This window comes from Rhodoferax potami (assembly GCF_032193765.1).
GTDB classification, from domain to species: Bacteria; Pseudomonadota; Gammaproteobacteria; order Burkholderiales; family Burkholderiaceae_C; genus Allorhodoferax; species Allorhodoferax potami.
This window is the reverse complement of the sequence record NZ_JAVBIJ010000001.1, coordinates 1458058-1484130: the sequence shown is the minus strand read 5'-3', so window position 1 is coordinate 1484130 and position 26073 is coordinate 1458058. Positions and strand designations below refer to the sequence as shown.

The 26073-nt window shown below is 60.4% G+C and carries 28 protein-coding genes; 13 read left to right on the top strand and 15 right to left on the bottom strand.

Annotated features, from left to right (window positions below):
• Positions 1-14: 14 nt before the first annotated feature.
• Positions 15-1220, top strand: coding sequence for a PLP-dependent transferase (locus tag RAE21_RS07110; RefSeq protein WP_313880763.1), 1206 nt, complete (start codon positions 15-17; stop codon positions 1218-1220).
• A gap of 52 nt (positions 1221-1272) precedes the next feature.
• Positions 1273-2121, top strand: a complete 849-nt coding sequence (locus RAE21_RS07105) for a DUF2189 domain-containing protein (RefSeq protein ID WP_313880762.1) — start codon at positions 1273-1275, stop codon at positions 2119-2121.
• Between the two features lie 282 nt (positions 2122-2403).
• On the opposite strand, the gene RAE21_RS07095 is transcribed toward RAE21_RS07105, so the two are convergent.
• From RAE21_RS07095 to istA (RAE21_RS07085), 3 genes are all read right to left on the bottom strand, one after another.
• The gene (locus RAE21_RS07095; protein ID WP_428984057.1) at positions 2404-3069 is read right to left on the bottom strand and encodes an arylesterase; all 666 of its coding nucleotides are present in this window, start codon (positions 3067-3069) and stop codon (positions 2404-2406) included.
• Positions 3070-3221: 152 nt separating this feature from the next.
• Positions 3222-4049 carry an IS21-like element helper ATPase IstB gene (gene istB / locus RAE21_RS07090; protein WP_313879687.1) on the bottom strand — a complete coding sequence of 276 codons (828 nt, stop codon included), beginning with the start codon at positions 4047-4049 and terminating at the stop codon, positions 3222-3224.
• Positions 4046-5119 carry an IS21 family transposase gene (istA, locus tag RAE21_RS07085; protein ID WP_428984048.1) on the bottom strand — a complete coding sequence of 358 codons (1074 nt, stop codon included), beginning with the start codon at positions 5117-5119 and terminating at the stop codon, positions 4046-4048. The genes istB (RAE21_RS07090) and istA (RAE21_RS07085) overlap by 4 nt, the downstream gene beginning before the upstream one ends.
• Positions 5120-5164: 45 nt before the next feature.
• Between istA (RAE21_RS07085) and RAE21_RS07080 the strand changes: the two genes are divergently transcribed.
• Positions 5165-5896, top strand: coding sequence for an ABC transporter ATP-binding protein (locus RAE21_RS07080; protein ID WP_313880760.1), 732 nt, complete (start codon positions 5165-5167; stop codon positions 5894-5896).
• Positions 5897-6010: 114 nt separating this feature from the next.
• Here RAE21_RS07080 and RAE21_RS07075 read toward each other — a convergent pair whose 3' ends face one another.
• Entirely contained in the window at positions 6011-8839 is a 2829-nt protein-coding gene (locus RAE21_RS07075) for a CHASE domain-containing sensor histidine kinase (RefSeq protein WP_313880759.1), read from the bottom strand.
• 141 nt (positions 8840-8980) lie between these two features.
• Between RAE21_RS07075 and rlmB the strand changes: the two genes are divergently transcribed.
• Both rlmB and RAE21_RS07065 read left to right on the top strand, forming a co-directional pair.
• Positions 8981-9781 carry a 23S rRNA (guanosine(2251)-2'-O)-methyltransferase RlmB gene (rlmB, locus tag RAE21_RS07070; RefSeq protein WP_313880758.1) on the top strand — a complete coding sequence of 267 codons (801 nt, stop codon included), beginning with the start codon at positions 8981-8983 and terminating at the stop codon, positions 9779-9781.
• Between the two features lie 2 nt (positions 9782-9783).
• Positions 9784-10143 (top strand): hypothetical protein, encoded by a 360-nt coding sequence (locus tag RAE21_RS07065; protein WP_428983992.1) that lies wholly within the window; start codon positions 9784-9786, stop codon positions 10141-10143.
• On the opposite strand, the gene RAE21_RS07060 is transcribed toward RAE21_RS07065, so the two are convergent.
• From RAE21_RS07060 to RAE21_RS07035, 6 genes are all read right to left on the bottom strand, one after another.
• Entirely contained in the window at positions 10140-10736 is a 597-nt protein-coding gene (locus RAE21_RS07060) for a chromate transporter (RefSeq protein WP_313880757.1), read from the bottom strand. The two genes, RAE21_RS07065 and RAE21_RS07060, sit on opposite strands and share 4 nt — an antisense overlap.
• Positions 10733-11347, bottom strand: coding sequence for a chromate transporter (locus tag RAE21_RS07055; protein WP_313880756.1), 615 nt, complete (start codon positions 11345-11347; stop codon positions 10733-10735). Before RAE21_RS07055 ends, RAE21_RS07060 begins: the two co-directional genes overlap by 4 nt.
• Before the next feature lie 9 nt (positions 11348-11356).
• Positions 11357-12181, bottom strand: a complete 825-nt coding sequence (locus RAE21_RS07050; RefSeq protein ID WP_313880755.1) for a metal-dependent hydrolase — start codon at positions 12179-12181, stop codon at positions 11357-11359.
• The gene (locus tag RAE21_RS07045) at positions 12178-13086 is read right to left on the bottom strand and encodes an esterase/lipase family protein (RefSeq protein ID WP_313880754.1); all 909 of its coding nucleotides are present in this window, start codon (positions 13084-13086) and stop codon (positions 12178-12180) included. Before RAE21_RS07045 ends, RAE21_RS07050 begins: the two co-directional genes overlap by 4 nt.
• 21 nt (positions 13087-13107) lie before the next feature.
• A complete protein-coding gene (locus RAE21_RS07040) occupies positions 13108-15267 on the bottom strand; it encodes a 3-hydroxyacyl-CoA dehydrogenase NAD-binding domain-containing protein (protein ID WP_313880753.1) in 2160 nt (719 codons plus the stop codon).
• A 73-nt stretch (positions 15268-15340) separates the two neighbouring features.
• Positions 15341-16546, bottom strand: a complete 1206-nt coding sequence (locus RAE21_RS07035) for an acetyl-CoA C-acetyltransferase (RefSeq protein ID WP_313880752.1) — start codon at positions 16544-16546, stop codon at positions 15341-15343.
• Positions 16547-16673: 127 nt separating this feature from the next.
• Here RAE21_RS07035 and RAE21_RS07030 point away from each other — a divergent pair, with 127 nt between their 5' ends.
• Together RAE21_RS07030 and RAE21_RS07025 are read left to right on the top strand one after the other, a co-directional pair.
• On the top strand, positions 16674-17837 hold the full coding sequence (locus RAE21_RS07030) for an acyl-CoA dehydrogenase family protein (RefSeq protein WP_313876049.1): 1164 nt from the start codon (positions 16674-16676) through the stop codon (positions 17835-17837).
• 35 nt (positions 17838-17872) lie between these two features.
• On the top strand, positions 17873-18622 hold the full coding sequence (locus RAE21_RS07025; RefSeq protein WP_313880751.1) for a sulfite exporter TauE/SafE family protein: 750 nt from the start codon (positions 17873-17875) through the stop codon (positions 18620-18622).
• Between the two features lies 1 nt (position 18623).
• Here the strand turns inward: RAE21_RS07025 and RAE21_RS07020 are convergent, their stop codons facing one another.
• Both RAE21_RS07020 and RAE21_RS07015 read right to left on the bottom strand, forming a co-directional pair.
• Positions 18624-19748 (bottom strand): HupE/UreJ family protein, encoded by a 1125-nt coding sequence (locus RAE21_RS07020; protein WP_313880750.1) that lies wholly within the window; start codon positions 19746-19748, stop codon positions 18624-18626.
• The gene (locus RAE21_RS07015; RefSeq protein ID WP_313880749.1) at positions 19745-20890 is read right to left on the bottom strand and encodes a tetratricopeptide repeat protein; all 1146 of its coding nucleotides are present in this window, start codon (positions 20888-20890) and stop codon (positions 19745-19747) included. Before RAE21_RS07015 ends, RAE21_RS07020 begins: the two co-directional genes overlap by 4 nt.
• Before the next feature lie 103 nt (positions 20891-20993).
• On the opposite strand from RAE21_RS07015, the gene RAE21_RS07010 reads away from it, so the two are divergent.
• The 3 genes from RAE21_RS07010 (at position 20994) to ybgC (ending at position 22171) form a co-directional block, all read left to right on the top strand.
• Positions 20994-21179, top strand: coding sequence for a hypothetical protein (locus RAE21_RS07010; protein WP_313880748.1), 186 nt, complete (start codon positions 20994-20996; stop codon positions 21177-21179).
• A 114-nt stretch (positions 21180-21293) separates the two neighbouring features.
• Complete coding sequence (locus RAE21_RS07005) at positions 21294-21764, top strand: SRPBCC family protein (RefSeq protein WP_313880747.1); 471 nt, start codon at positions 21294-21296, stop codon at positions 21762-21764.
• Complete coding sequence (gene ybgC, locus RAE21_RS07000) at positions 21761-22171, top strand: tol-pal system-associated acyl-CoA thioesterase (protein WP_313880746.1); 411 nt, start codon at positions 21761-21763, stop codon at positions 22169-22171. The genes RAE21_RS07005 and ybgC overlap by 4 nt, the downstream gene beginning before the upstream one ends.
• Here the strand turns inward: ybgC and RAE21_RS06995 are convergent.
• Genes RAE21_RS06995 through RAE21_RS06985 form a run of 3 tightly spaced genes read right to left on the bottom strand, consistent with a single transcriptional unit; the run spans position 22168 to position 23376 of the window.
• Positions 22168-22689: a hypothetical protein gene (locus tag RAE21_RS06995; protein ID WP_313880745.1), complete on the bottom strand. Its 522-nt coding sequence runs from the start codon at positions 22687-22689 to the stop codon at positions 22168-22170. The two genes, ybgC and RAE21_RS06995, sit on opposite strands and share 4 nt — an antisense overlap.
• A complete protein-coding gene (locus RAE21_RS06990) occupies positions 22686-23069 on the bottom strand; it encodes a hypothetical protein (protein ID WP_313880744.1) in 384 nt (127 codons plus the stop codon). The genes RAE21_RS06995 and RAE21_RS06990 overlap by 4 nt, the downstream gene beginning before the upstream one ends.
• Positions 23070-23097: 28 nt before the next feature.
• On the bottom strand, positions 23098-23376 hold the full coding sequence (locus RAE21_RS06985) for a hypothetical protein (RefSeq protein ID WP_313880743.1): 279 nt from the start codon (positions 23374-23376) through the stop codon (positions 23098-23100).
• A 307-nt stretch (positions 23377-23683) separates the two neighbouring features.
• Here RAE21_RS06985 and RAE21_RS06980 point away from each other — a divergent pair, with 307 nt between their 5' ends.
• From RAE21_RS06980 to istB (RAE21_RS06970), 3 genes are read left to right on the top strand one after another with little or no spacing between them, the layout of a single operon-like run.
• Positions 23684-24034 carry a DUF4398 domain-containing protein gene (locus tag RAE21_RS06980; RefSeq protein ID WP_313880741.1) on the top strand — a complete coding sequence of 117 codons (351 nt, stop codon included), beginning with the start codon at positions 23684-23686 and terminating at the stop codon, positions 24032-24034.
• Positions 24035-24070: 36 nt separating this feature from the next.
• The gene (istA, locus tag RAE21_RS06975) at positions 24071-25144 is read left to right on the top strand and encodes an IS21 family transposase (protein ID WP_428984048.1); all 1074 of its coding nucleotides are present in this window, start codon (positions 24071-24073) and stop codon (positions 25142-25144) included.
• Entirely contained in the window at positions 25141-25968 is an 828-nt protein-coding gene (istB, locus tag RAE21_RS06970; protein ID WP_313879687.1) for an IS21-like element helper ATPase IstB, read from the top strand. Before istA (RAE21_RS06975) ends, istB (RAE21_RS06970) begins: the two co-directional genes overlap by 4 nt.
• Positions 25969-26073 lie beyond the last annotated feature (105 nt).

The following is a 26073-nucleotide window of genomic DNA, read 5'->3' as shown; positions in this document are numbered from 1 at the left end:
GCTGGCGTAGTTGCATGACCGACCGGATTACTCACCTCATTCACCATCCTTATCAGCCGCCGGCTGGTTTTGAGGCGCCCCAACCGGGTGTGTTCAAGGCCTCGACGGTTTTCTTCCCGAGCGTGGCTGCCATGCGCAGTCGCGAATGGAAAGACAAATCGGCGTATACCTACGGGCTGCATGGCACGCCCACCAGCTATGCGCTGGAGGAGCGCCTCGCCACCCTGGAGGGGGGCGACGAATGCCTGTTGGTTCCCAGTGGCCTGGCTGCACTGGGTTTGGTGGCCATGTCGCTGCTCAAAAGTGGCGATGAAGTGTTGGTTCCGGACAATGCGTATGGCCCCAACAAGGCCATCGTAGAAGGCGAGCTGCAAGGTTGGGGCATTACCCATCAGTACTACAACCCGATGGACCCGGAAGACTTGGAGGCCCAAATCTCCAGTCGTACCAAGCTGGTGTGGTTGGAGGCTGCAGGGTCCGTCAGCCTTGAGTTTCCCCATTTGGTGGAGATGGTGCGCATCTGCCAGCGGCGCCGGGTAAACACTGCACTCGACAACACCTGGGGCGCCGGCCTGGCGTTCTGCCCGTTTGATTTGGTGCCGGGTGCGGCGGAGCGGGTCAGCGTCGATATCTCGGCCCATGCACTGACCAAATACCCCAGCGGGGGTGGCGACGTCCTCATGGGCAGTGTGATCACCCGCAATCCGGGCCTGCACCTCAAGCTCAAGCTCACCCATATGCGGTTTGGAATCGGTGTGGGCATGAATGACGTGGAGATGGTGCTCCGCTCATTGCCGACCATCGACCTGCGGTACAAAGCCCACGATACCGCTACGCGTTCTCTGGCGGCCTGGGCACAGACCCAAGCCGAGTTTGTGCAAGTGCTGCATCCTGCATTACCGGAGTCGCCCGGTCATAGCTATTGGAAGGCGCTGACCGGAGGCGAGGTCGGCACCGCCGCTGGCCTGTTCAGTGTCATGCTGGATCCACGCTTCACCCAAGCCGAGGTGGATGCCTTCTGCGATGCGCTGCGCTTGTTCAAGCTGGGTTACAGCTGGGGCGGGCCTATCAGCTTGGTAGTGCCCTATGAGCTGGAAACCATGCGCTCCGGTTGGCCCGAGCATCTGCTGCGCGGCACGCTGGTTCGCTTTTCGGTTGGTCTGGAAGACGTGGCTGATCTACAAGCCGACATTGCACAGGCGCTCGAGGTATTGCGCTAACTGCGTGTTTTCCTGAGTAGGCAAGGCATGGAGGAGGGCGTACGCTGCTCCCATGACCTCGCCGCTTGATGCCGAACCGGCACCCTACATTCCACCGCCGTCTGAGGCGCCCCGCAAGTCTGTGGCGACCTTGGCATGGGGCGAACCCTTGCAATGGTTGTTGCGCGGTCTGCAGGACATGCAGGCCCATCCCGGAATCGCCTTGTTTTATGGCGTCGCATTCACCACCATGGCCTTGGTGCTGGGTGCCGTATTCCGCAGCAGCCCCGAATACACCATGACGATCGCTTCGGGCTGCTTGCTGGTCGGCCCCTTTCTAGCTATGGGCTTGTATGAAGTCAGTCGCCGGCGTGAGGCGGGTACACCCGCCTCCTTGGGTGGCTCCATCACCTGCTGGGACCAGCATCTGGGCAGTATGGCGATGCTGGTTCTTGTGTTGATTGTGCTGGAGCTGCTGTGGGGGCGAGCCTCTTTGGTGGTGTTTGCCGTGTTTTTCAACACCGGCATGCCATCGACGACAGGCGTAGTCCAAGCGGTGTTCAACCCGGACAATCTCGAGTTCGTGCTGGCTTATGGGGTTGTCGGTGGCGGGTTCGCCTTGCTGGTGTTCGCCTTGAGCGTTGTGTCCATTCCCATGATTCTTGACCGCGACACCGATGCGGTGTTTGCTGCGATCACCAGCATCGAGGTGTTTCTGTGTAACCTGGGCGTCATGCTGTGGTGGGGGGCCTTGCTCAGCGGTTTGTTGGTGGGGGCGCTGATGCTTCCGTGGCATGCGGGCTTGTTGGTCGTGGGGCCCTTGTTGGGCCATGCAACATGGCATGCCTATCGTGCGTCGGTGCAGTGGCCGGGGCAGGAAAGCCCGAGTGATAGCCTCGAAAACAGCAGCCCGCCTGCGTGAGCGCAGGCCGAGGTGGTAAAGTGGCTCCAATTAACGAAAGCACACTTTGGCAACACCCAACTACGGATACGAAAAACGTCAGAAAGAACTGGCTAAAAAGAAGAAAAAGAGGAAAAGCTCAAGCAGAAAGCCGAGCGCAAGACAGGTGATGAGCCTGAGTTAACGCCCAACGAGGCTGCTGAATTGGCCGCTGCTGATGGTGCAGCTCCTAGCGCCGAAACTCCAGCGGCTTGAGTTTGGCGGCATCGCCGCCCGATCCCGGACAACCTCCCCAAGTGCACGTCATTTGAGGAGGTTTTTTATTGCCGGCCACATGGTGTTCAGAATCGTGGGGTGTGCTTCTTCCCGCGGGTGAATCCGGTCCGCTTGAAACATGGCCGCAGCGTTGGGGCCGTCGGCCACGCCTTTGAGTAAAAACGGCACCAAGGCCGCCTTGGTGCTCTTGGCAACCGTGGCAAAGGTCTCGCTGAATCGTTTGGTGTAGTCCTGCCCGTAGTTGGGCGGCACCTGCATCCCTGCCAATAAAACTTTGGCGCCCGCCTGTTGGGCTGCGCGCGTCATTGCGGTCAGGTTGTCCTGGGTCATGGTGAGGGGCAGGCCGCGCAATGCGTCATTTCCCCCTAACTCGATAACCACCACGGTAGGTTTGTGCTGGGCCAACAGCGCCGGCAGGCGCGAGCGCCCTCCGGAGGTGGTGTCGCCGCTGATGCTGGCGTTCACCACGGTCGCGGCCAGCTTTTCCTGACCCAAGCGCTGCTCCAGGAGTGCCACCCAGCCGGTGCCGCGTTTGAGGCCATATTCGGCACTCAAGGAGTCGCCCACAATCAGGATCTTGGCGCCGTTGGCTGCCCGGGGTGCCGCATCCTTTGCCATCGCCGGGTTTAGCCCTGCAAAAGAGGCCAGAATGAGTACCGCGATACAGTGTCTACGAACTAGAGAGAGCCCCATGAGTGATTCTGTCAAACGCAGTTTCGATTTGATACAGCTGTCGAACGCAAACGCGGCGTGGATTTGATACACCGTTGTGTGGGGCGATTGTCTGTTTTGTCTTTGCTTGTCTTTCAAGCAGTCAGTGGCTCGCCACTGACTGCTTGGCGCCCTTAGGCTGCCTGTTCCTCCTGTGTATCAAGGTGACTGCGTTTTCGTTTGAGTAGGGTATTGCTGCTGGCGGCAATCACACCGGCACGCCGCTTATCTTTCAGGCGATAGGAGTCTCCTGAAATCGGGACCACATGGGCGTGGTGGAGCAGTCGGTCAAGTAGCGCCGCTGTCAGCGTGGCATCGTCTGCAAACGTCTGGTCCCATTGCCCAAACGGCAGATTGGAGGTCAGGATGAGACTTCCCACTTCATAGCGTTTGGCAATGACTTGGAACAGAAGATTCGCCTGTTCCCGATTCATGGGAAGGTACCCGACCTCGTCAATGATCAACAGCCGGTAGGGACGCACGATGCGTTTGATAGCCTCTTCCAGGGTGTTCTGCCGTAGTGCCGTGCTCAGTGTCATCAGCAGATCTGCCGCCGTGATGAAACGCGTCTTGATTCCAGCCTGGGTTGCCCTGTAGCCCAAGGCGATGGCCAAGTGGGTTTTGCCCACCCCACTGGCGCCCAGCAAGACCACGTTCTCGCTGCGCTCCACGAAGGCCAGACTGCCAAGCTCCTGTACCAGGGGTTTGGGCACGCCGCTGGCAAACTGGAAGTCAAACTCATCAAGCGTCTTGATGGCGGGGAAGCCCGCTATGCGCGTGAGCATGGCGCGTGTTCTCTCCACTCTGGCTAGAGCCTCGCCACGCAAGGCTTGCTCCAGGAACTCCAGGTACCCCAGCTCTTTCTTGGCCGCCATTTGCCCCAAGTGGGCAAGCTGATCGGGTAAGTTGAGCAGGCGCAGCTGATCACACAGTTCACGCAGTCTTTCCATTTGCAGGCTCATGGTCGTCCTCCTGCTGAGGCTTGGTTGTGCACCAGCGTGTCATACATCGCCAGAGGATGCTGCAGGCCTCGCCATGCCGCGGCTGGAATTGGCCGGACTGCTGCGCCGCTACCGGTGACTTTTTGCAATTGACGCACTGTTCGCCCACTGTAGGCGCTGGGGATGGCCAGCAGATGTGTGCGCTCCTGTTGCAAAGCCAGTGCCGGCACACACCCAGTGGTTCCGTGGATCCGCACATTGGCAACGTCACGCAGCCAGGTGCGCATTTCCCGATTGGCTGTGTCCGCGTCCACCACCAAGCATTGCTGCTTCATACTCGCCACCAATGGCACCCAGAAGCTGCGCCGGATGTAGCCATTCATGCGTTCGACTTTGCCCTTGGTCTTGGCCCGATAGGGCTTGCACACCCGCGGCACAAAGCCATGGTGGTGCGCAAAGTCAGCAAAGGCACCCTGGAACTGGTGCAGGTTCTTGCCGTAGGCGTCACGCTTGAGGATGACGGTCTTCATGTTGTCGTACAGCACTTCACGGGTGACTCCACCAAAGCTCTCGAACGCCCTGACATGGCACGCCAGTAGTGTCTCCAGCTTCATGTCTGTGACAAACTCCGCGAAGGTCGCCCGGCTGTGGCCAAGCGTTGCCACAAACGCCGCCAACATGCCGTCTTTATGCCCAGACTTGCGGAACTCGATCCAGTCCATCTGCATTTGCTCACCGGGCTGGGTCTCGAACCGCACAACCGGATCCGGGCGCGCCTGTGGACGCAACTCCTTGAGGTACTCCTGCAGGATGCGCACGGAGCCCGTATACCCCTGTGCGGCAATCTCACGCTGCAGCACCGTTGCGGGAATCCAATCAGGCTTGGCCGCCTGAATACGTCCAGCCAAGTAGTCCTTGAATGGATCGAGCTTGCTTTTACGTTCCGGCAGTTTCTTCATGGCCGGCGGACCGCCCTCCAAATACTTACGCACCGTGTTGACTGCCATTCCAGTTTGCGCCGATATCTCGCGCAAGCTCAGCCTGTGCTTCCTTAAAACCTTGAGTTCCATGTACTCCTCGTTCGTAATCATTGCCAGTCCCATCCATGGTTCGGATGGCTTGGCACGTTAGTCGAGGTGTATCAATTCCTCACCGCGTTTGCGTGTCATTTTCATACTGCGCGTGACAATTCCATTATTTCGGTTGAGCATGTTTTCAAGGCGGTGACTGATTCCACCGGCACGCTGGAGATCCTGCGTGACATCGATTTTGCACTCAATACCCGTGAGACCGCAGCCATTGTGGGGGCATCGGGTTCCGGCAAGAGCACCTTGCTCTCCATCATTGCGGGCTTGGATACACCGACCGGCGGCACCGTGCGGGTCGCCGGGCAAGACATTTTTGCGCTGGATGAAGACGCCCGTGCTGCACTGCGCGCCCGCCAGGTGGGTTTTGTGTTTCAGAGCTTTCAGTTGCTGGGTAACCTCACCGCGCTGGAGAACGTCATGCTACCGTTGGAGCTCGATGGCCGTAAAGACGCCCGATCTGCGGCAACCGAAATGCTCTCACGCGTAGGCCTGTCGCAGCGCTTGAACTCTTACCCCAAGGTCCTGTCCGGCGGCGAACAGCAGCGGGTGGCGCTGGCCCGTGCGTTTGTAGTCAAGCCCGCAGTCTTGCTGGCCGACGAACCCACCGGCAGTCTGGATTTCGCCACCGGCGAAAAAATCATGGAGCTGATGTTCGACCTCAACCGCGAGCAGGGCACCACACTGGTCTTGGTGACGCACGACCGCAGCATTGCAGCCCGCTGTGACCGGCGGATTTTGATCGAAGCCGGCCGGGTCGTTCCTGAGGCGGTGGCCGCCTGATGGGCGGACTTTGCGCCGACACGCCCGCCGCGTAAGCGCCTACGCCGGCAGCCGTTTGCTATAAAAAATATAGCTAATTGCGCAGATCAAACGTGCGCTAGAGCCCGATTTTCCTTAAATGTCCCCTTGGGGGATCTCGATAGACACCACCGTGCCTGACTGCGGTGTGCTTTCAATGCTGAGTCGGGCCTTGTGCAGGTCTGCAATCAATTTGGCGGTGCTCAAACCTAGCCCGAAGCCGGGGTGTTTGCCCGAACTGTCTGCCCGGTAGAAGCGCTCGAAGATGTGCTGTTGCACCTCGTGGGTCATGCCTTGGCCGTGGTCTTGCACGCGTATCCGTACACCACCCGGGTTTTCAGCGTCGTCGTTCAGCGGCCCTACGGTCAGGGTGACCTGCGTGCCCTGTGGGCTAAAGGCATAGGCGTTATGCAGCAACTCGTTGACTGCCGTGGTGATCGCGACCGGGTCAACACGGCACCAAGGGATCGGGTCGTGGTGGACCAGCACCGGCGGCTCACGCCCATCGGGCAGGTCGAGAAGGCGCGCGGCAGTGGCACACAGGGCTCCGAGGTCGGTGTTGCGGGTGCGCTTCACATCGAGGCCGTTCAGATCCATCTCTGACAAGTCCAGCATGCGCTGCAGCAATTGGTTCAGGCCCTGGGACTTGCGCAAGATGTGCTGGCCCATCTCTTTCGCCATGGCGGCACTTTGCTCACGCGTGGCCAGCAGGTCTGCGTAACCGTGGATCACCGTCAGTGGAGTGCGAATTTCGTGGGCGGCAAACGACATGAATTGCGACTTGGAGCGTTCGAGTTGTACCTCCGGCGTGGTGTCGTGCAGCAGCACGATAGTGCTCAGCTGGGGGTCTTCAAACGCATGGATGCGCATGTCCAGGTAGCGGGCAGGCAAGTCCGCTCGGGCCGGTATCAGATCCCGGTACACATGGTGTTGCTTGTGGTTGCGCACGCTGAGCATGCTCTGGGTGACGGACAGCGCCTGGGCCTGGGCCAGTTGAAAATTGCGCCCGATATGGCGTGCCACCGTGACATAGCTCTGCCGGTCCTCGCCGGCGGGCAGGGCGATCAGCTCAAACCCTTTGTCATTGCCTAGTACCAGCAGGCCGTCAGCATCAAAGCCCATGTAGCCCTGATTGGTAGCCTCGAGTACCGATCGCAGTTGCACCGATTGCTGCTCCAGGCGCAGGTTGGTGTGCTGCAGCGCGGCGTCTGTGGCCTGCAATTCCCGGGTGCGCCTTTCAACCGCAAGGGTGAGCAACTGGGTAGAGCCACTGAGCACTAAGCTGGCTGCGAGCGTCACCCAGGTGAAAAAGATGCCCACCGCCATCGCAAGAAACGGGGTTTTGCTGAGTTGCTGACGCCAGAAGTGCCCACTGGGTTGGGCCTCGAAGCGGTATTGGCGGTCGCTGAACGACAGCACCTCGGCACTGGGCCCCGGTGCCGGTAGCGCCAATAAGGGCCAGGTGTGCAAGGGGTTGCGGATGGGCAGCGCCAGCACGGCGCTGTCTTCAAAAAGAAGTTGACCGTTGGCAGAGGGCGTTTGGTCGACAAAGCGGTAGGCCACCACTTCCGGGCCGTTTGCGCCGCCATCCGGCACCCTGAATTGGCTAAATCGCAGCGCGGCAATCACGCTGCCCACCAGGCTTTCCATGCGCAACACCGCCACAGCAAAGCCGACCGGCAAGCGCGTGCCGGCCCCGGGTGCCGCGTCGTACAGTGGGCTCAGGTACAGCGCACCCCATGACTTGCCGTGTTCTTGGGCGAGCTGAACCCGGGCCGTTGTGGCAGGCCGGCCTGTGGCAATCGCCTGGTCGATGGCGTCGCGGCGCACCGGGTTGGCATGGATATTCAAACCTAGCGCTGGTCGGTTGAGCTCGAGCGGGGCGATGTGCTCCACTGCCACATAGAAAGCTGCCTGCACGCTGGGCACCAGAGTGCCCTCTGCCGTGCGATCCCGCAAACCGGCGTCCGGGCCATAGGCCTTGCGAAGGCGCGCCTCGAACGGCGCTCGGTCAGCATCGGCAATCAGCGGGTTCCAGCTCAGGGCCTGCACATGGGGGGAGCCGGTGCGGATGGCGGCTGCCATGTCCGCAAAATCGTCGGGTTGCGTCCGCAAGCTGGTTCGCAAATGGCTTTGCAAGATACCTACAGAGGTTTCGACACTGTGCAAATCGGTGGTGATACGTTGGGCTAGGGCGGTGTTGGAGTCTTGCAAGCGGGCCAAGGTCAACCGCTCATCGGTCCACAGCGCCCGGGCGGTGAGTGCCAGTGTCAAGCCGGCGGCTAATCCCACCAAGAAGGTGACGCGCCATTTGCGCGCTTCGCGCCAGCTGTCATCCTGGAGCCAAAGAATGGTCATGGGCAACACAATCGCAATGCCCGCCCATTCAGGCAACAACAGGGCAGCCGCCTGCAGGCCCCAGTGGCTGACCGAGGGGGCGGTGGGCAGAAAGACCAGACCCAGCAGATAAACCCCGGTGCCGATACCGGCACCCAGCAAGCCAGCGCCGGCAATCTGCATGCTCTTGCGCAAACGACGCAATTTGCTGGGCAAAATTTGCAGGATCAGCACCGCCAGCCTTGCCACTTCGGTCTGGATCACCAGCGCGGTGGCCCCCAACGCCGCCAGCCAGAGTGCTTGGTGATCCGGGTTGCCGTCGTTCAGGCACAAGTCCCAGGCAAAGCGAGCGAGCCACAGGCCGGGCAACACTTGGCGACCGCACATCAGCGCACCCGCTACCGCCACCCCCGCTGCCGCTGAGCCCGCAACCGGGAGGGGATGCGGCAGCGCAAACAGCAGGTGCATGAGCACCGCTACCACCAAGTAGCTCAATGCGCACACACCATTGGCGGCCCAGGGGGGCAAACCCATGAGCCAAGCAGCGGGCTTACTCACCGTGAGCGCGGAGATGTCGGAGTAGGGCATGGATTTTGTTTTAAATTTTTATCACATTAAAACATTTTAAATAATAAAAATGAATCTTTTTCTGTTGAAATTCTGCGGGTCTGGTCGGAGCGTCAGGCGGCGATGCGAAGGCATTCGGGCGCCACCCCCGATAATCGGGGGATGTCATCTCCCAAAGTTCTATTCGGCTTTCACGCCGTCGGTGTGCGTTTGAAGACCGCGCCCAAGTCCATCGTTGAAATTTATTACGAGCCCACCCGCCGTGATGCCCGCATGCGCCAGTTTCTGGAGCGGGTGGCTGAGGCAGGCGTGCGTGTGATTGAAGCCGATGGCATGCGCCTGGCCAAACTCGCCGGCAGCCACGGCCACCAAGGTGTAGCCGCGCGGGTGCATGAGCTCAAACAAGTGCATTCGCTGGATGAACTGCTCGAAAACCTCGAAGCCGCCAACGCCGAACTCCCGCCGGAGCAACGTACCCAGCCCCTGATTTTGGTACTGGACGGCGTGACAGACCCCCACAACCTGGGTGCCTGCCTGCGGGTGGCTGATGGCGCCGGCGCCCACTGCGTGATTGCCCCCAAGGACCACGCCGCCGGCATCAACGCCACGGTCGCCAAGGTCGCCAGTGGAGCCGCCGAGACGGTGCCTTACTTCATGGTGACCAACCTGGCGCGCACGCTCAATGAGCTCAAGGAGCGCAACATCTGGATCATCGGCACCAGCGACCAGGCCCCCAGCAACCTGTACCAGGCCGATCTCAAAGGTCCGGTGGCTCTGGTGCTGGGTGCCGAGGGCGACGGCATGCGCCAGCTCACCGCCAAGACGTGCGACCAGTTGGTCAGCATTCCGATGCAAGGCGCGGTAGAGAGCCTGAATGTGTCCGTGGCCAGCGGCGTGTGCTTGTACGAGGCGCTGCGTCAGCGCTCTGTGGCAGCCCCTGCATTTTCTAAACCGGGAGTGTGACGATGTTTGCTACTAAATTGAGAGCAGCTTGCGCAGTTTTAATGGGCGCTGCGCTCTTATTTGGCTTGGCCGCCTGTACCCAGGAGCAACAAAACAAGCTGGGTCGCGAGATCCAGAACTGGACCGGCACCAATGGCGTGTTGGAGTTCTACGCCGGGGACAAGCTGGTGCGTCGTTTCATCAAAATCGACAAGCTCAGTACCGCCATGGGAACCGACGACGGCAAGCCACGGCCTTACCGCTTTGGCTATGGGGTGCTGGACGAAAACCTGAACTTCATCGCGGACAGCGGCGAGAAGAAGGTGTATTTTGAAATCAGCGACTACGGCTCCAACTACCTGTTCTTTGAGAACCCGCGCTAAATCCAGCCCATCCACCCGGCTATGGCACCTGCACCCAGCAGCCATAGCAAGTGGATCTTGGTTTTCCACACCAGGAGGGTGCTCACCGCCGTGACGGCCCATAGCGCCAGGTGGTGGGTGTCGGCTTTGTGGTTGGCCGCCAGAATCCAGCCGGTGGCCACCAGCAGCGCAATGACCAGGGGCGCCATGCCCTGCTTGAAGGCGCGCACGGCGCGCAGCTCCCGGTTGCGGTGACCCCATCGGGATGCTGTGAACGTGAGGATGCTGCTGGGCAGCATGATGCCCAGCATCGACAAAAATACGCCCAGCATGGCCAAGCCCAAGCCATACCAGCCGGCGCCGAGGCCGCCTGCGGCGTTAAGGCCGATAGTCCAGCCCAATAGCGGCACAAACAAAATATTGGGCCCCGGCGCCGCTTGTGCGAGCGCAATGCTGTTGCTGAACTGCTCGGCGTCCAGCCAACCCTTCTCGACCACCAGAAAGCGCTGCATATCCGGTGCCGTGGTGATCGCACCGCCCACCGCAAGTAGCGAGAGCGAGGCGAAGTGCGTGAAGAGCTCGAACCACTGGGCAGCAGTCAGGGTGATGCTCATGAGGCCTCCTTTTGGGCCGTCAGACGGCCTAGGCATCGGTAGGCCCAGATGCATCCCCAGCCGCCCAAGCCCAGCAAGACCCAAATAAGCGGTACGCGCAGCAAGGCCACGGCTATAAAGGTGGCCGCCATTAATGCAAGGCAAGCGCCGAGGCCCATGACATTGCTTTTGAGGGCCGGCACCAGGCGCAGGCCGGCGGCGATGATGAGTCCGGCCGCTACCGCGCCCATGCCGCGCAGTGCGCCTTGGGCTTGCGGGTTATCGGCCACACCGGCAAAGGCGGCGGCCAGTATCAGCACCAGAACCAGCGGAAAGCTCAGCATGCCCGCCACACCGGCCAGCGCGCCGCGCCACCCGAAGTAGCGGTCGCCCAGCATCAGCGAGAGGTTCACCACATTGGGGCCGGGCAGGATCTGGGCCACGGCCCAGTCTTCCACAAACTCTTCGGCGGTAAGCCATTGTTTGCGATCGACCAGTTCGCGCTGGGCGACTGCGAGCACGCCGCCAAAACCCTGTAAGGCGAGCAGCGAGAAAGAAACAAACAGATCCGTTTTAGAGCGGGGTGCCGCGCGCGAGGTGGGGCTTGGGGTGGTGGTCGGGCTGGGCGGCATGCAGGCGGGTTAGGTGGGTTGCCCCACCACAGTGAACTGGGAGCTATTGTCGCGCAGCCACTGTTCCGATCGGGCGCCATCCTGCTGGCCCGGGTGAAAGTCTTCGCGCAAATACTCGCGCCATTGCGCGCGGTTGCTGCGGATAAGCCCCCGGGCGCCAAACAAAAAGCTGGCAGCACTGCGCCAGGTACTCCAGCGGAACAAGGCCTTGTCGTGCCAGAGGTTGCGCACGGTTTGCCGCGCCACATCACTGAAAAAGGTGATCGTGATGTAGCGGAACAGGCGCAGCCGCCATTCATGGTTGCCACCGATCGCGTGGTACACATCAAACGCGGTGCTGCGGTGTTCACTTTCTTCAGCGCTGTGCCAGAGCCACAGGGTTTTGAGGCGCTCTTCGCTGCCCTCCAGGGCCTCGGGGTGGCTCAGCATCCAGTCGGCAAAGATGGCCGTCAGATGCTCGGTGGCCGCCGTGGCCGCCACATGGATGCGAACATCGCGGTGGGCATTGGCCTCCAAGCGCCGGGTGGCGCGCCGCTCCAGCGCATTGTCAAAACCCTGCTGGGTCAGTTGCGCATTGAATAGGCTGTGGATGCGGCGGTGGGTGGCCTCTTGGCCCACAAAGCCCTGCACCTCGGTGGCAAAACGTGCACGCTCGTCCTCGGGCAGGGTTTTGAGGCCGGCGCGGACCGAGTCCATAAAGTACTGCTCACCCAGCGGGAAGCTCATGGACAGCGCATTAAAAAACGCACTGCGAAATGCGTCGCCCCCATTCCAGCGCACCGCAAACGGGGTGTTGAGGTCGATCAGAATTCTGCGGACAGTCAGGTCGGTCATACGGTGGCTTCAGAGGGTGTGGGTTGTGCGGGCAAGTCGTGGAGCTGGGTGGCCACCCAGTCCATCACGGCAGGTGTGCTCACCATTTGCACATGGCCGATGGCGTCGAACACCACCGGCTTCACACCGGGCAAGACCTGTGCCCGCTGGGGAAACACAATGTTGTCTTGCGGGGTGAGCGCAATCCGGATCAAGGCGCGCCGATCAGGGGTTTCAGATTCCGCCAGGCCTTGCAGCCAGGCGCTGTCAAACAGCATTTGGCGGCCGTTGAGGGTCGTGGCCTTTTTGGCGGCTTTGGTGCCGGCATGGGGCGTTCCCAACGTCAGGACACGGGCCACCCGCTCACTGCCGTGTTGCCGCATCCAAGCCCGAATCGCCAGACCGCCCATGCTGTGGCCGACCAAGGCCACCTGTGTTTGGCCGCTGTGCTGCAACAGGTGTTGAACTGACTTCTCGATGTGGGCCGCATAGTGGTCTATGGAGACAAACAAAGGCTCCAGATTGATCGCCAGCACGGTGTGCCCTTGGGCCTGCAGGCGGGGGGCTATATCGTCCCAGAGCCGGTGATTGCACAAGTAGCCATGCACCAGCAGCACCGGCACCCGAGTGGGGCCCGGGTCTGCAGGCAACAGGGGCGGGCGCTTGTCAGCCCAGGGTTGGCGCAGCACAAAGGTGCGGAAGTTGGCAACGGTCTCGCCCCACCAGGCCCGGTAAAACGCGCCGGCCGGTTCCGCCGGGGCGCGGCTCTTCAACATGGTGTACGCCGTGCTCAGCACCACGGCCAGCCATGGCAAAAGCACAGTGGCAATGAGCATATCGCCCGTAGCTCCATGCCAGAGCATGGCCAGACCCACGCCGGCAATCACCAAAGCGAGTAAAAAACGTTGCAGCAGTTTGGCGAGCATGGGTAGGTGGTTTTACGGTTGTCAGTACACCGGCTCGAAGCGCCGGATGGCGGCGCGCACATCATCGCTCAAGGCAAAACCGCCTCCGAATTGTGTGGCCAAAGCGGCCGCCCGAGTCTCAAATGTGTCGATGCCCATGCCATAGATGAACTGCATGGCGCCACCGGTCCACGCCGGGAAGCCGATGCCGAAGATTGAACCGATGTTGGCATCGTGCACGCTGGTCAGCACGCCCTCGACCAGGCAGCGCGCTGTCTCCACCGCTTGGCGGTAGAGAAGACGATCCTTGAGGTCGGTGATGTTCCAAGAGACGTCGGGCTTTTCAAACAGGCCTTTGAGTTCGGGCCAGAGGAACTTCTTGGCACCTTTCTCAGAAGGGTATTCGTAAAAGCCTGCACCACCGGCGCGGCCGGGGCGGTTGTGCTGCTTCACCATTTTCTCGACCACGAGTTCACCAGGTGTGGCGACGTAGGTCTTGCCCTCGGCCTCAAAGTCCTTTTTGGTCTGGTCCATCACGTGCAGGCTCAAGGTGAGGGCGGTTTCGTCCAGCACGGCCAATGGGCCCACCGGCATGCCGGCCTGTATGCCTGCGTTCTCGATCGCCGCAGCGGGAATGCCTTCACCCAGCATGGCCGCACCTTCCATCACAAAGGTACCGAACACGCGGCTGGTGAAGAAGCCCCGCGAGTCGTTCACTACGATGGGGAACTTGCCCAGTGCCTGCACGTAGTCAAAAGCGCGGGCCACGGTCTCATCGTCCGTGGATTTGCCTTTGATGATTTCGACCAGCTTCATCTTGTCGACCGGGCTGAAAAAGTGGATGCCGATGAATTTCTCGGGTTTGGCGCTCGCTTTGGCCAGACCAGTAATCGGCAAGGTAGATGTGTTGGACGCAAAAAATCCACCCGGTGCCAAAAGCGGCTCGGCCTCTTGGGTGACCTTGGCTTTGAGTTCGCGGTTCTCAAATACGGCCTCGATGATCAAGTCGCAGCCTTGCAGGTCCGCCACGCTGCCGGTGGGGTGGATCAGGTCGAGGATCTGTTGCTGGGCCTCGGCTTTCATGCGGCCCTTGTCGACACGGCCTTGGGTGATTTTGGCGCTGTAGCTCTTGCCGAGGTCGGCCTTTTCCTGGCTTACGTCTTTGAGCACGGTGGCGATGCCTTTGCTGGCCTGGCTGTAGGCAATGCCGGCACCCATCATGCCGGCTCCCAGCAGGCCCACTTTGGTGGGTTTGAAGCGGGGCACGCCAGCCGGGCGGCTCTGGCCGCTCTTGATGGCGTTCAGGTTGAAGAAGAAGGTGTTGATCATGGCCTTGGCCTGTGGGCCGGACATGAGCTTGGCCAGGTACCGGCTTTCAATGCGCAACGCGGTGTCGAGGTCCACCTGCAAGCCCTCGACCATGCAGGCGATGATGGCTTCGGGCGCGGGGTACAGGCCCCGGGTGTTTTTCTTGATGACCGCGGGCGCAATCGGCAACATGCCTGCCACTGCCGGGCTGCTGGGCAAGCCGCCGGGCACTTTGTAGCCCTTGGCCTCCCAGGGGTGTTGGGCTGTCGGGTTGGCGGTAATCCAAGCCAAAGCCTTGGCGCGCATCTCGCCTGCGGCGTCGGGGCCGGGCGCTACCAGCTCGTGCACTAGCCCCAGGCCTTTGGCCTCGGTGGGGTTGAAGGTTTTGCCTTCCACCAAATAAGGCTGTGCGCCCATCAGCCCCAGGTGGCGCGTCATCTTGGTCACGCCACTGGCACCGGGCAGCAAGCCCAAGGTGACTTCGGGCAGGCCGAACTGGGTTTTGCGGTCGTCCACGGCGATGCGGTAGTGGCCCACCAGCGCCACCTCCCAGCCGCCGCCCAAAGCCGTGCCGTTGAGCAGGCTGACCACGGGCTTGCCCAGGGTCTCAATGGTGCGGAAGTTGCGCTTCACCCGCTCTATTTCTTCAAAGATGCGCGGCGCATCCGCCGGGGTCAGGCGCATGGCCGCTTTGAGGTCCGCGCCGGCGAAGAAGGTGCTTTTGGCAGACGCCAGCAGGATGCCGGTGATGCTGTCTTTGTCCTGCAGCACCTGTGCGGCCACGGCATCCATGTCCTGCAGCCATTGCAGGCACATGGTGTTGACGGGGGAGTCCGGTTCATCAAAGGTGATGGTGGCAATACCGTGGTCCAGGGAGTAGCGAATGGTTTTCATGGTGTGGGTGAAAATGCTATGGAATTAGGAGCTGCTCGCGCAATATCGATGGGCGCTAGAGGTCGAAAAGACTTCAAAGTCTCTCGACGATGGTGGCAATACCCATGCCACCGCCCACACATAGGGTGGCCAGCCCGTAGCGCAATTTGCGGCGGTGTAGCTCGTCAATCAGCGTGCCCAGAATCATGGCGCCCGTAGCTCCCAGCGGGTGGCCCATCGCAATGGCGCCACCGTTTACGTTGACCTTGTCGTGCGGCACCTTCATCTCTTTCATGAAGCGCATCACCACCGCGGCAAAGGCTTCGTTCACTTCAAACAGGTCGATGTCGTCCACAGTGAGCCCGGCTTTGGCCAGCGCCTTGCGTGTGGCGGGCATGGGGCCGGTGAGCATGATGGTGGGGTCAGCGCCGCTCAAGGCCGTGGCCACGATGCGGGCGCGCGGGGCAAGGTTGTGGGCTTTGGCAGCGGCTTCATTGCCGATCAGCACTGCAGCTGCACCATCCACAATGCCCGACGAGTTGCCGGCGTGGTGCACATGGTGAATGCGCTCCACCTGCGGGTAGCGGGTCAGCGCCACGGCGTCAAAGCCCATGCCGCCCATGTCACCAAAAGCAGGCTTGAGGCCGGCCAGGCCTTCGAGGGTGGTGCCGGGTTTGATGAACTCATCGCGCGCCAGAATGGTCTGGCCCAGGCTGTCTTTGACCGGCATGACAGAGCGGTCGAAGTAACCAGCAGCTTGTGCCTTGGTGGCGCGGCGTTGCGATTCGAGCGCATAGGCATCCACATCCGCGCGGGTAAAGCCTTCCAGCGTGGCGATCAGGTCGGCGCCTATGCCTTGGGGCACGAAGCAGGTCTGGCTATTGGTTTCGGGGTCCATGGCCCAGGCACCGCCGTCGGAGCCAATAGGCACGCGGCTCATGCTTTCCACGCCGCCGGCCACCACCAGGTCTTCCCAGCCGGAGCGCACTTTTTGCGCGGCCATGTTCACCGCCTCCAGGCCGGAGGCACAGAAGCGGTTGATCTGCACACCCGCGCACTGGAAGTCCCAGCCGGCTTTCAGGGCAGCCACTTTGGGCAGCACAGCGCCCTGGTCACCTACCGGGGACACCACGCCCATCACCACATCGTCCACCTGCGCGGTGTCGAACTGGTGGCGCTGTTGCAGGTCAGTCAGCAGCCCTGCGAGCAGGGTGACGGGTTTGACTTCATACAGGCTGCCGTCTTTTTTGCCCTTGCCACGGGGCGTGCGGATGGCGTCAAACACATAGGCTTCGGTCATGGGGTCTCCGGTGTTGTCTGGGGAATGCGGGTGCGCACGCTGGCGCCTGCAAGCTGTTTTGCAGTATATTGTTTTTACCAAGCAAACGCTTTGTAAAAATAACTAATGACTTTCCCTAGGTGACACCATGATCGAACGCACCCTGTTCACCCCGGACCACGAATCTTTCCGCGATAGCTTCCGCCGCTTCATGGAAAAGGAAATCGCGCCTTTCCATGCAGATTGGGAAGAGCAGGGCTATGTCGCCCGCGAGGTGTGGAACAAGGCCGGCGAGAACGGCTTTTTGTGCATGACCATGCCGGAGGAGTACGGCGGCTCCGAGGCGGACAAGCTGTATTCGGTGATCCAGATGGAGGAGCTGGCCCGCGGCGGCTTTACCGGCATCGGCTTCGGGCTGCATAGCGAAATCGTGGCGCCATACATCCTGCACTACGGCACGCCCGAGCAAAAAGCCAAGTACCTGCCCAAGCTGGCCAGCGGCGAGATGGTGGGCGCGATTGCGATGAGCGAGCCGGCGGCCGGCTCGGACCTGCAGGGCATCAAGTCCACCGCCATCCAGCAGCCTGACGGCAGCTACCTGCTCAATGGCAGCAAGACCTTCATCACCAATGGCTGGCATGCCGACCTCGTGGTGGTGGTGGCAAAAACCAACCCGGCGGCCGGCGGCAAAGGTACCAGCTTGCTGCTGGTGGAGCGCGGCATGCCCGGATTCAGTGTGGGCCAACGCCTCAAGAAAATGGGCATGAAAGCCCAAGACACTTCCGAGCTGTTTTTTGACAATGTGCGCGTACCCGCCGAGAACCTGCTGGGCGGTGCGGCCTATGAAAACAAAGGCTTCATCTGCCTGATGGAGCAGTTGCCCTGGGAGCGTTTGCAGATTGCGATCGGTGCGGTGTCAGCGTCCCAGGCGGCCATCGACTGGACGGTGGACTATGTGAAAGAGCGCAAGGTGTTCGGCCAGCCTGTGGCCAGCTTCCAGAACACGCGCTATGTCCTGGCCGAACTGCAAACCCAAGTGCAAGTGGCACGTGTGTTTGTGGACAAATGCTGCGAGCTGATCGGCAAAGACCAGCTCGACACGGCCACTGCCAGCATGGCCAAGTACTGGACCACCGACCTGCAGTGCAAGGTGATGGACGAATGTGTGCAACTCTTCGGCGGCTACGGCTACATGTGGGAATACCCCATCACCCGCGCCTATGCCGATGCCCGGGTGCAGCGCATCTACGGCGGCACCAATGAGATCATGAAAGAAGTGATCACCCGGTCCATGGGGTTGGGCGGCAAGTAAGGCCGAATACGGGAGGGCGCCACTATCATCTGTGCATGACATTTGATGCACTGTTTCTGCTGGCCGGCTTGGCTGCTTTTCTGGTCGGCTCGTCCAAAGGGGGGTTGCCTGCGGTCGGCATGTTGGCGGTGCCTATTTTGTCCATGGCGATGTCGCCGGTTCAAGCCGCGGTGTTGTTACTGCCCATTTTTGTGATTTCGGACGTCGCTGGCGTATGGCTGTACCGGCGTGAATTCAGTGCACCGAATTTGAAAATTCTCATCCCTGCAGGAATCTTGGGAGTCGGTGTTGGTTGGGCTACGGCGTCCATGGTGTCGGACCGCGCGATCATGTTGATGATCGGCTTGGTGGGGGTGGGGTTCTGTCTCAACCTCTGGCTGCGAAACCAGAATGCAGCCATCGCACAGCCACCGCACCTGGCCAAGGGCTGGTTCTGGGGGACTTTGGCCGGCTTTACCAGTTTTATTTCACACGCCGGTGCGCCGCCATATCAGGTGTACATGCTGCCCCAGAAGTTGCCGAAGGCTGCGTTTGCAGGCACCTCCACCATCGTGTTTGCAGTGATCAATGCTGCCAAAATCATTCCGTACCAAAACTTGCGGCCCTATTCGACCGCATCGTTGCATTACGCCGCGTGGCTGGTACCGTTTGCGCTGGTGGGGGCGCTCGCAGGCGCTTACCTGACACGGCGCTTGGCTGACCAGTGGTTTTATCGCATCGTGCAGGTCAGTTTGTTTGTGGTGTCGGTCAAGCTCATTGCCGATGCGGTGTGGATGGCGGCGTGACCTATGTTGCCATCCACTGAATATCAAAAGCCCGCTCGATAAACCACACCAAAGCCAGCAACAAGGTGAGTACAGAGCCTCCGATAAACACGCCTTGCTTGTAAAAGCGCGTCTTGCGCATGACGTAGGCAAGTGGCAAAAAGACCACCACGATGGCCAGCTGCCCCAGCTCCACGCCCACGTTAAACCCGACCAGGCTTAAGACCAGGGCATGGCTTGGCAGGCCCAAGTCTGCCAGCACACTCGCAAAGCCAAAGCCGTGGATCAGCCCGAACACAAAGGCTGCGACCCACCGCCGCTCGCCGACCATCGGGTAAATGTTGTTCAATGCCGCCAACACTACCGAGAGTGCAATCACCGACTCCACCCAGCGCGAAGGCAACTCAATCAACTGCAAAGCCGCGAGTGACAGGGTGATCGAATGGGCGATGGTGAAGGCGGTTACGACCCACAGTACTTCACGACTCGCATCCCGGAAGCGGGCGACCGGCACCCAACGCTTTCCCTCCCGAACCAGCACCACAGGCAAGAGCAATGCGAGCAAGAAAAGAATATGGTCAAACCCGATCCAGATATGCCATACCCCCTGCACCAAAAATCCGCCTAACTGGCGCAGACCGGAGAGGGCTTTGGGCTTGAACTGCTGCTGGGGTGTTTCCGGCGAAAAGATGGAGGAGGTGGTTTCCCCATCCAGATCCAGGCGAAGTAGGCCGCGATGCAGGGCATCCACACCAAACAGCAGCCGGTAGTTCACCGACACGTCGGCATCCGCTGCAGGGCACTCCCCCTGCAAACGCATGACCGCATAGGCGCCATCGGTATGCTCATCAATCAAGTGCTCGGTCACGCGCAGTGGGCAGCGCCCGCCACGCTCCACGGTCAGTGCATTGGTGCTCCAGGCGTCGATTTCGCCGTGTTTGGCTCGCACTTCACCCCACGTGATGTCGCCATCCCCATTGGCATCGAGACCCAGGGCAAAGTCGATGTCGCGCAGTGCAATATCCCACTGTCCGCTGACCTGGCTACCGTCTACCTTGAGTGCCAGATAGCTATCGCTGGCTTTGTGAGCCTGTGCCGGGAGCCAGCCAAGGCTCAGCAGCAAAACAAGAATCAAGCGCCACTTCATTTCAGCTCCTTGGCGAGTTGCTTCATCCGGAGGTCTCCGAAATTACTGGCGCTCAACCAGTCCACAACAGGTTGGGCCGCTGGGGCTTGCTTAGCCACCACAGCGGCCTCCAGCAACACCCGCGCATCCCGGGGTTCGCGCTGGTACGCATAGTTTTCTTGGGCCAAGCGCAGGGCTGTGGGTGCATCTTTGCGGACCTGTAGCTCGAACCGTGATTCTTCGGCGAGGTGGGTGGTATCGCCCCTTGCGCGGGCCGCGGCGAAGCGGTCGGCCAGCATCTTGACGTGGACAGCAGCCTTGGGGCTACCGGTCAGTGTTTCCGCAATAGCAAGGCGGACCAGCAAGCTGTCGGCTGACTCCCAGGTAGACAACAGCTTGACAACGTCGGCAGCCTGACCGTTGTCCAGCAAAAAGTCGGACCAGGCGGCCAGCAGGTAAATATCGTCCTGACCCAGTGCCAGCGCTTGCTGGTAATGCTGCCGGGCGATGGCCGTCTGCCCTTGCCAGGCGGCTACTTCGCCCATTCTTGTCAGCAGCCACAACTGGCTAGCCGTCGAGCGGGCCTGCGCGAGCGCTTGGCGCAAAGTTTCGTACCCTGCTGGCAGATCACCGGAGTAACTTTGGGTTAAGCCTAAGCAGGCGCCGTGCAGGGCGTCGCGGCCGAGTTGCTTCAAGGCGGTGCATTCTTTGCGGGCGGCGCTGTAGTCTGCTTGCACCAGATAGATGGCGCCCCGCCAGGCGTGGGCTTGGGCGTAGCTCGGGTCTAAGGTCAGCGCCTGGGCAAAATCCTGCAGGGCTCCTTGAAAATCATGTCGGTACTGGCGCAATACGCCTTTCAAGGTGAGCAATTCGGGGCTCAGGGGGCCTGCGAACGCAGACACCACCGCATCGGCGTAACCGATGTAGCGCGGGTCACCCTGCGCATTGGCAAGGTCCACATAGCGCTGTACCAACGCAGCTTGGGTGGCCGGGTCTTTGGGGCGCTGGCTTGCGGAGCTGCGCAGGGTGGCCAGCTCTTTTGCAACCGGGTCAGCGGCACGAGCCGGCAGCTTTTGCAGCACTTGGTTGTCGGAGGTCGGGACAAAGGGGGCTGCTATTGCCGCCTGACTTGCCAAACCGCCCGCGAGGACTGCAGACCACATCCATACCGTTATTTGTATTAGCTTAGGCAAATTTTTCATAAGTGGCGTATATTTGGCAGGCCATCTATCCCGGTGGTTCAAAACCTGTCATTGGAGTCTAACCATGAACAAGATTTTTAGCGTAGTAGTTGCTTCCGTCCTTGCCACAGCCTCTTTCGGTTCTTTCGCTGCCTCCCACGGCGGTGCCATGAAAGACGACAAAAAAATGGAAGAGTGCAAGAAGATGGACGCTGCCAAAGCCGACGACAAGATGAAGGCAGAGTGCAAAGCCATGATGGAGAAGAAGTAAACCCTCTGCGGTGTTTGCTTTCCAAAACGGGCCTTCGGGCCCGTTTTTGTTGGGTGGCTTGTCTCGGTTGAGCGGGCTACACTCGGCCGGCTGCTTGAATTTCCGGAGTCCGTTATGTCGATTTCGTCACCCGCTTACCCCTTGCTTCTTGAACGCACCTTGGCCGCGCCACGCGCTGCGGTGTGGCGCTGCTGGACAGAGCCAGAGCTCCTGTGTCAGTGGTTTTGCCCGAAACCCTGGGGCGTTAGCCATGCTGAGATGGAGCTGTTCCCCGGCGGCCGGTTTTTCACCCACATGGTGGGCCCCAACGGAGAGCAGGTGCCGAATCCCGGTGTTTTTTTGACGGTAGATGCGGGGCGCCAACTGGTTTTCACCGATGCGTTTGTGAGTGCATGGGTTCCCAGTGCGAAGCCGTTCATGGTAGGTGACATCGCCTTTGCGGATAGCGCAGACGGCGGCACCCACTACATCGCCCGTGCCCTGCATTGGACGGAGTCAGACCAAAAACAGCACGAGGCCATGGGTTTTCATCAAGGGTGGGATGCAGCTACCAAGCAGCTCGAGGCCCTTGCCGCCTCGCTGTGAGTACGTTTACTTTTCCAGTCCGGGTGTATTGGGAAGACACCGACGCGGGTGGCGTTGTGTTTTATGCCAACTACCTGAAGTTTTTTGAGCGGGCCCGCACCGAATGGTTGCGCGCAGCCGGCGTGGAGCAGCAGCGCTTGCGTGACGACACCGGCGCCATGTTTGTGGTTGTCGAGGTGCAAACCCGCTATCTGGCGCCAGCCCGTCTGGACGACTTGCTGCACGTAACGGTGCGTGTCGAAGAGCAAGGTGCTGCCAGCATGGTGATCGTGCAAGAGGCATTTCGGGGCGACATGTTGCTAGCCAAGGGCCGCATTCGGATCGGTTGTGTGCATGCTGAAAGCCTGAGGCCCTGCCGAATACCGGCAAGGGTTGTCAACGCCTTAGCCGGGCCAAGCGGCGACTAATTAGGTCGTACCGGCGGTGCGTCGGGATGAGGCGCTTGAGGTGGGGCAGGGGCGTGTGTCATCTTCGACAGTGCGGTGGCCAGCCAGGTTTGTACCAGTCCGGACGCCAAACCACGGGTGAGCAGGGACGGGCCGAGTGCGCTGAGCACGGGATGCTTGAAAGTCCAGCGCCATGGTCGAGCCCATACCAAGGTGGCGCCAAGCGCTAATGCGGTGGCCACGGCAGCCACCGGGTGGCGTTGAACCATCGGACGCACCCAAGCTTGGATGACGTCACCTACCAATTCGCTGCTGGTGTGCAAGGGGTGTTGTTCCCACCAGTGCCTCAAGCTCGGGCCGACTGCATCCCACAGCATAGTGCCGCCAGGCAAGATGGTTTTTAAAGCGTCAAAGAGTCCGGGGCTGGCGGCATCGCTGCGTCTGTTGGCATCGCTGGTGCTGCTTGTCGCGAGTGCTGCCCGAAGGCACTCGCGCGAAATGGTCAGCTTCTCTACGGCACTGAGTGTGGCGTTGTTCATGTCGGCAAACTACGGAGCAAGGCGATATCGGCCTGCGCTTGGCGGCGCAGTTCGGCAAATGCCGGTTCAGTGCGAACGTTCAACAAGATCACGCCACACACTGCCGCCATGACAGCCGGCACTGCGGGTACCGACGCCAGTACCCACAAGGTCGCCGATGGATTGGCATTCATTTGGGTGATCCAGAACATCATGGCAACGCCAGCCAGCACCACTGACACACACAGCAGGCCCAGCATGACCGCACCGAGCAGTGCCCGGCGTATCCAAGCGGTGCTTTGGAGCGCCAGCTCGGTGCCGATGAGTTCACTGTAGGCCTGCGCATGGTTGCCCAAGAGCTGTGGCTGGTTGGCGATTAAATGAAATATCGGGTGCAGCATGTTGGGTCTGAACGTTGCGCAGGTGCGTTCAATGGCTGCGCGAGCGGCTTAGTAGGCTGATCACACCCATCAGTACCGCGCCTGTTGCAGCAGCCAGCAATACCGACTTCACCGGTTCTTGCTGGATGTATCGCACTGTGGCTTCGCCTGTACGACTGGCTTTCTCGCGCAGTTGCAGCGCACCGTCCTGCACGGCGTGCAGGCCGCGTTGGGTTAACGCGTTAGCTTCGTCTGTTGCACGGTGCAGCAAGGGGGCCACCTGGTCCGCTGCATTTTGGATAGAGGTGGTGATGGATTCTGTTTTCATGGATTTCCTGAGGTAGTGGCGTTGGAGTCGCCGGGTTTTTTGACAGCGCCCAGTGTGCGACGGTCTGGCAATACGAGGCATCGGCCAGTCGCTCGACATGCTGCCGGTAAGGACGCTGCAGCGATGTAGGAGGGCACTGACAGGTGCTGATGACGTAGGAGAGGGACTACGGGAACTAGCGGTCTCGGCCGCTTCGCAACAGGGTGCTAGGGCATCAAGCTTCATTCATCGCAACACCGCTCTTCGCAGTGTTGTTTATTACCACCCACAGGGGGCCACGAGCACCCGGTCTACCGGAGATAACACCATGACATTCCACCTCACATCCCACCCCACATCCCGTTTACTGCTGATTGCCGCTCTGGTTGCAACAGCCGGCGCGGGCTGCGCCAACCAGCCCCAAACCAGTGCCACTGCACAAATAGCCGTGTCTCGCGAGGCGGTCAGCAACGCGGCCGGCGCTGATGGGATGCAGTTTGCACCCGCTGAAATGACGGCAGCCCGTGAAAAGCTAACCCGTGCTAACAAGGCCATGGTCGACCGCGACTACCAAGCGGCCTCGGAGCTGGCAACCCAGGCGCAAGCGGACGCCAAGTTTGTCACGCGCAGTATGAAAATGACACGCAAACGCGGTGAGGAATTGATACACCTCGACTAACGTGCCAAGCCATCCGAACCATGGATGGGACTGGCAATGATTACGAACGAGGAGTACATGGAACTCAAGGTTTTAAGGAAGCACAGGCTGAGCTTGCGCGAGATATCGGCGCAAACTGGAATGGCAGTCAACACGGTGCGTAAGTATTTGGAGGGCGGTCCGCCGGCCATGAAGAAACTGCCGGAACGTAAAAGCAAGCTCGATCCATTCAAGGACTACTTGGCTGGACGTATTCAGGCGGCCAAGCCTGATTGGATTCCCGCAACGGTGCTGCAGCGTGAGATTGCCGCACAGGGGTATACGGGCTCCGTGCGCATCCTGCAGGAGTACCTCAAGGAGTTGCGTCCACAGGCGCGCCCGGATCCGGTTGTGCGGTTCGAGACCCAGCCCGGTGAGCAAATGCAGATGGACTGGATCGAGTTCCGCAAGTCTGGGCATAAAGACGGCATGTTGGCGGCGTTTGTGGCAACGCTTGGCCACAGCCGGGCGACCTTCGCGGAGTTTGTCACAGACATGAAGCTGGAGACACTACTGGCGTGCCATGTCAGGGCGTTCGAGAGCTTTGGTGGAGTCACCCGTGAAGTGCTGTACGACAACATGAAGACCGTCATCCTCAAGCGTGACGCCTACGGCAAGAACCTGCACCAGTTCCAGGGTGCCTTTGCTGACTTTGCGCACCACCATGGCTTTGTGCCGCGGGTGTGCAAGCCCTATCGGGCCAAGACCAAGGGCAAAGTCGAACGCATGAATGGCTACATCCGGCGCAGCTTCTGGGTGCCATTGGTGGCGAGTATGAAGCAGCAATGCTTGGTGGTGGACGCGGACACAGCCAATCGGGAAATGCGCACCTGGCTGCGTGACGTTGCCAATGTGCGGATCCACGGAACCACTGGGTGTGTGCCGGCACTGGCTTTGCAACAGGAGCGCACACATCTGCTGGCCATCCCCAGCGCCTACAGTGGGCGAACAGTGCGTCAATTGCAAAAAGTCACCGGTAGCGGCGCAGCAGTCCGGCCAATTCCAGCCGCGGCATGGCGAGGCCTGCAGCATCCTCTGGCGATGTATGACACGCTGGTGCACAACCAAGCCTCAGCAGGAGGACGACCATGAGCCTGCAAATGGAAAGACTGCGTGAACTGTGTGATCAGCTGCGCCTGCTCAACTTACCCGATCAGCTTGCCCACTTGGGGCAAATGGCGGCCAAGAAAGAGCTGGGGTACCTGGAGTTCCTGGAGCAAGCCTTGCGTGGCGAGGCTCTAGCCAGAGTGGAGAGAACACGCGCCATGCTCACGCGCATAGCGGGCTTCCCCGCCATCAAGACGCTTGATGAGTTTGACTTCCAGTTTGCCAGCGGCGTGCCCAAACCCCTGGTACAGGAGCTTGGCAGTCTGGCCTTCGTGGAGCGCAGCGAGAACGTGGTCTTGCTGGGCGCCAGTGGGGTGGGCAAAACCCACTTGGCCATCGCCTTGGGCTACAGGGCAACCCAGGCTGGAATCAAGACGCGTTTCATCACGGCGGCAGATCTGCTGATGACACTGAGCACGGCACTACGGCAGAACACCCTGGAAGAGGCTATCAAACGCATCGTGCGTCCCTACCGGCTGTTGATCATTGACGAGGTCGGGTACCTTCCCATGAATCGGGAACAGGCGAATCTTCTGTTCCAAGTCATTGCCAAACGCTATGAAGTGGGAAGTCTCATCCTGACCTCCAATCTGCCGTTTGGGCAATGGGACCAGACGTTTGCAGACGATGCCACGCTGACAGCGGCGCTACTTGACCGACTGCTCCACCACGCCCATGTGGTCCCGATTTCAGGAGACTCCTATCGCCTGAAAGATAAGCGGCGTGCCGGTGTGATTGCCGCCAGCAGCAATACCCTACTCAAACGAAAACGCAGTCACCTTGATACACAGGAGGAACAGGCAGCCTAAGGGCGCCAAGCAGTCAGTGGCGAGCCACTGACTGCTTGAAAGACAAGCAAAGACAAAACAGACAATCGCCCCACACAACGGTGTATCAAATCCACGCCGCGTTTG

Coding starts and splice junctions, on each gene's coding strand:
- RAE21_RS06990 (WP_313880744.1), bottom strand. CDS start 23,069: ATGCTGCACCCGATATTTCATTTAATCGCCAACCAGCCACAGCTCTTG.
- RAE21_RS07020 (WP_313880750.1), bottom strand. CDS start 19,748: ATGAAGTGGCGCTTGATTCTTGTTTTGCTGCTGAGCCTTGGCTGGCTC.
- RAE21_RS07095 (WP_428984057.1), bottom strand. CDS start 3,069: ATGGGGCTCTCTCTAGTTCGTAGACACTGTATCGCGGTACTCATTCTG.
- RAE21_RS07045 (WP_313880754.1), bottom strand. CDS start 13,086: ATGCTCGCCAAACTGCTGCAACGTTTTTTACTCGCTTTGGTGATTGCC.
- istB (WP_313879687.1), bottom strand. CDS start 4,049: ATGAGCCTGCAAATGGAAAGACTGCGTGAACTGTGTGATCAGCTGCGC.
- RAE21_RS07065 (WP_428983992.1), top strand. CDS start 9,784: ATGTTTGCTACTAAATTGAGAGCAGCTTGCGCAGTTTTAATGGGCGCT.
- istA (WP_428984048.1), top strand. CDS start 24,071: ATGATTACGAACGAGGAGTACATGGAACTCAAGGTTTTAAGGAAGCAC.
- RAE21_RS07050 (WP_313880755.1), bottom strand. CDS start 12,181: ATGACCGACCTGACTGTCCGCAGAATTCTGATCGACCTCAACACCCCG.
- istA (WP_428984048.1), bottom strand. CDS start 5,119: ATGATTACGAACGAGGAGTACATGGAACTCAAGGTTTTAAGGAAGCAC.
- rlmB (WP_313880758.1), top strand. CDS start 8,981: ATGTCATCTCCCAAAGTTCTATTCGGCTTTCACGCCGTCGGTGTGCGT.
- RAE21_RS07015 (WP_313880749.1), bottom strand. CDS start 20,890: ATGTGGTCTGCAGTCCTCGCGGGCGGTTTGGCAAGTCAGGCGGCAATA.
- RAE21_RS07040 (WP_313880753.1), bottom strand. CDS start 15,267: ATGAAAACCATTCGCTACTCCCTGGACCACGGTATTGCCACCATCACC.
- RAE21_RS07110 (WP_313880763.1), top strand. CDS start 15: ATGACCGACCGGATTACTCACCTCATTCACCATCCTTATCAGCCGCCG.
- RAE21_RS07030 (WP_313876049.1), top strand. CDS start 16,674: ATGATCGAACGCACCCTGTTCACCCCGGACCACGAATCTTTCCGCGAT.
- RAE21_RS06995 (WP_313880745.1), bottom strand. CDS start 22,689: ATGAACAACGCCACACTCAGTGCCGTAGAGAAGCTGACCATTTCGCGC.
- RAE21_RS07005 (WP_313880747.1), top strand. CDS start 21,294: ATGTCGATTTCGTCACCCGCTTACCCCTTGCTTCTTGAACGCACCTTG.
- RAE21_RS07025 (WP_313880751.1), top strand. CDS start 17,873: ATGACATTTGATGCACTGTTTCTGCTGGCCGGCTTGGCTGCTTTTCTG.
- RAE21_RS07060 (WP_313880757.1), bottom strand. CDS start 10,736: ATGAGCATCACCCTGACTGCTGCCCAGTGGTTCGAGCTCTTCACGCAC.
- RAE21_RS07010 (WP_313880748.1), top strand. CDS start 20,994: ATGAACAAGATTTTTAGCGTAGTAGTTGCTTCCGTCCTTGCCACAGCC.
- RAE21_RS07055 (WP_313880756.1), bottom strand. CDS start 11,347: ATGCCGCCCAGCCCGACCACCACCCCAAGCCCCACCTCGCGCGCGGCA.
- istB (WP_313879687.1), top strand. CDS start 25,141: ATGAGCCTGCAAATGGAAAGACTGCGTGAACTGTGTGATCAGCTGCGC.
- RAE21_RS07075 (WP_313880759.1), bottom strand. CDS start 8,839: ATGCCCTACTCCGACATCTCCGCGCTCACGGTGAGTAAGCCCGCTGCT.
- RAE21_RS07105 (WP_313880762.1), top strand. CDS start 1,273: ATGACCTCGCCGCTTGATGCCGAACCGGCACCCTACATTCCACCGCCG.
- RAE21_RS06985 (WP_313880743.1), bottom strand. CDS start 23,376: ATGAAAACAGAATCCATCACCACCTCTATCCAAAATGCAGCGGACCAG.
- RAE21_RS06980 (WP_313880741.1), top strand. CDS start 23,684: ATGACATTCCACCTCACATCCCACCCCACATCCCGTTTACTGCTGATT.
- RAE21_RS07035 (WP_313880752.1), bottom strand. CDS start 16,546: ATGACCGAAGCCTATGTGTTTGACGCCATCCGCACGCCCCGTGGCAAG.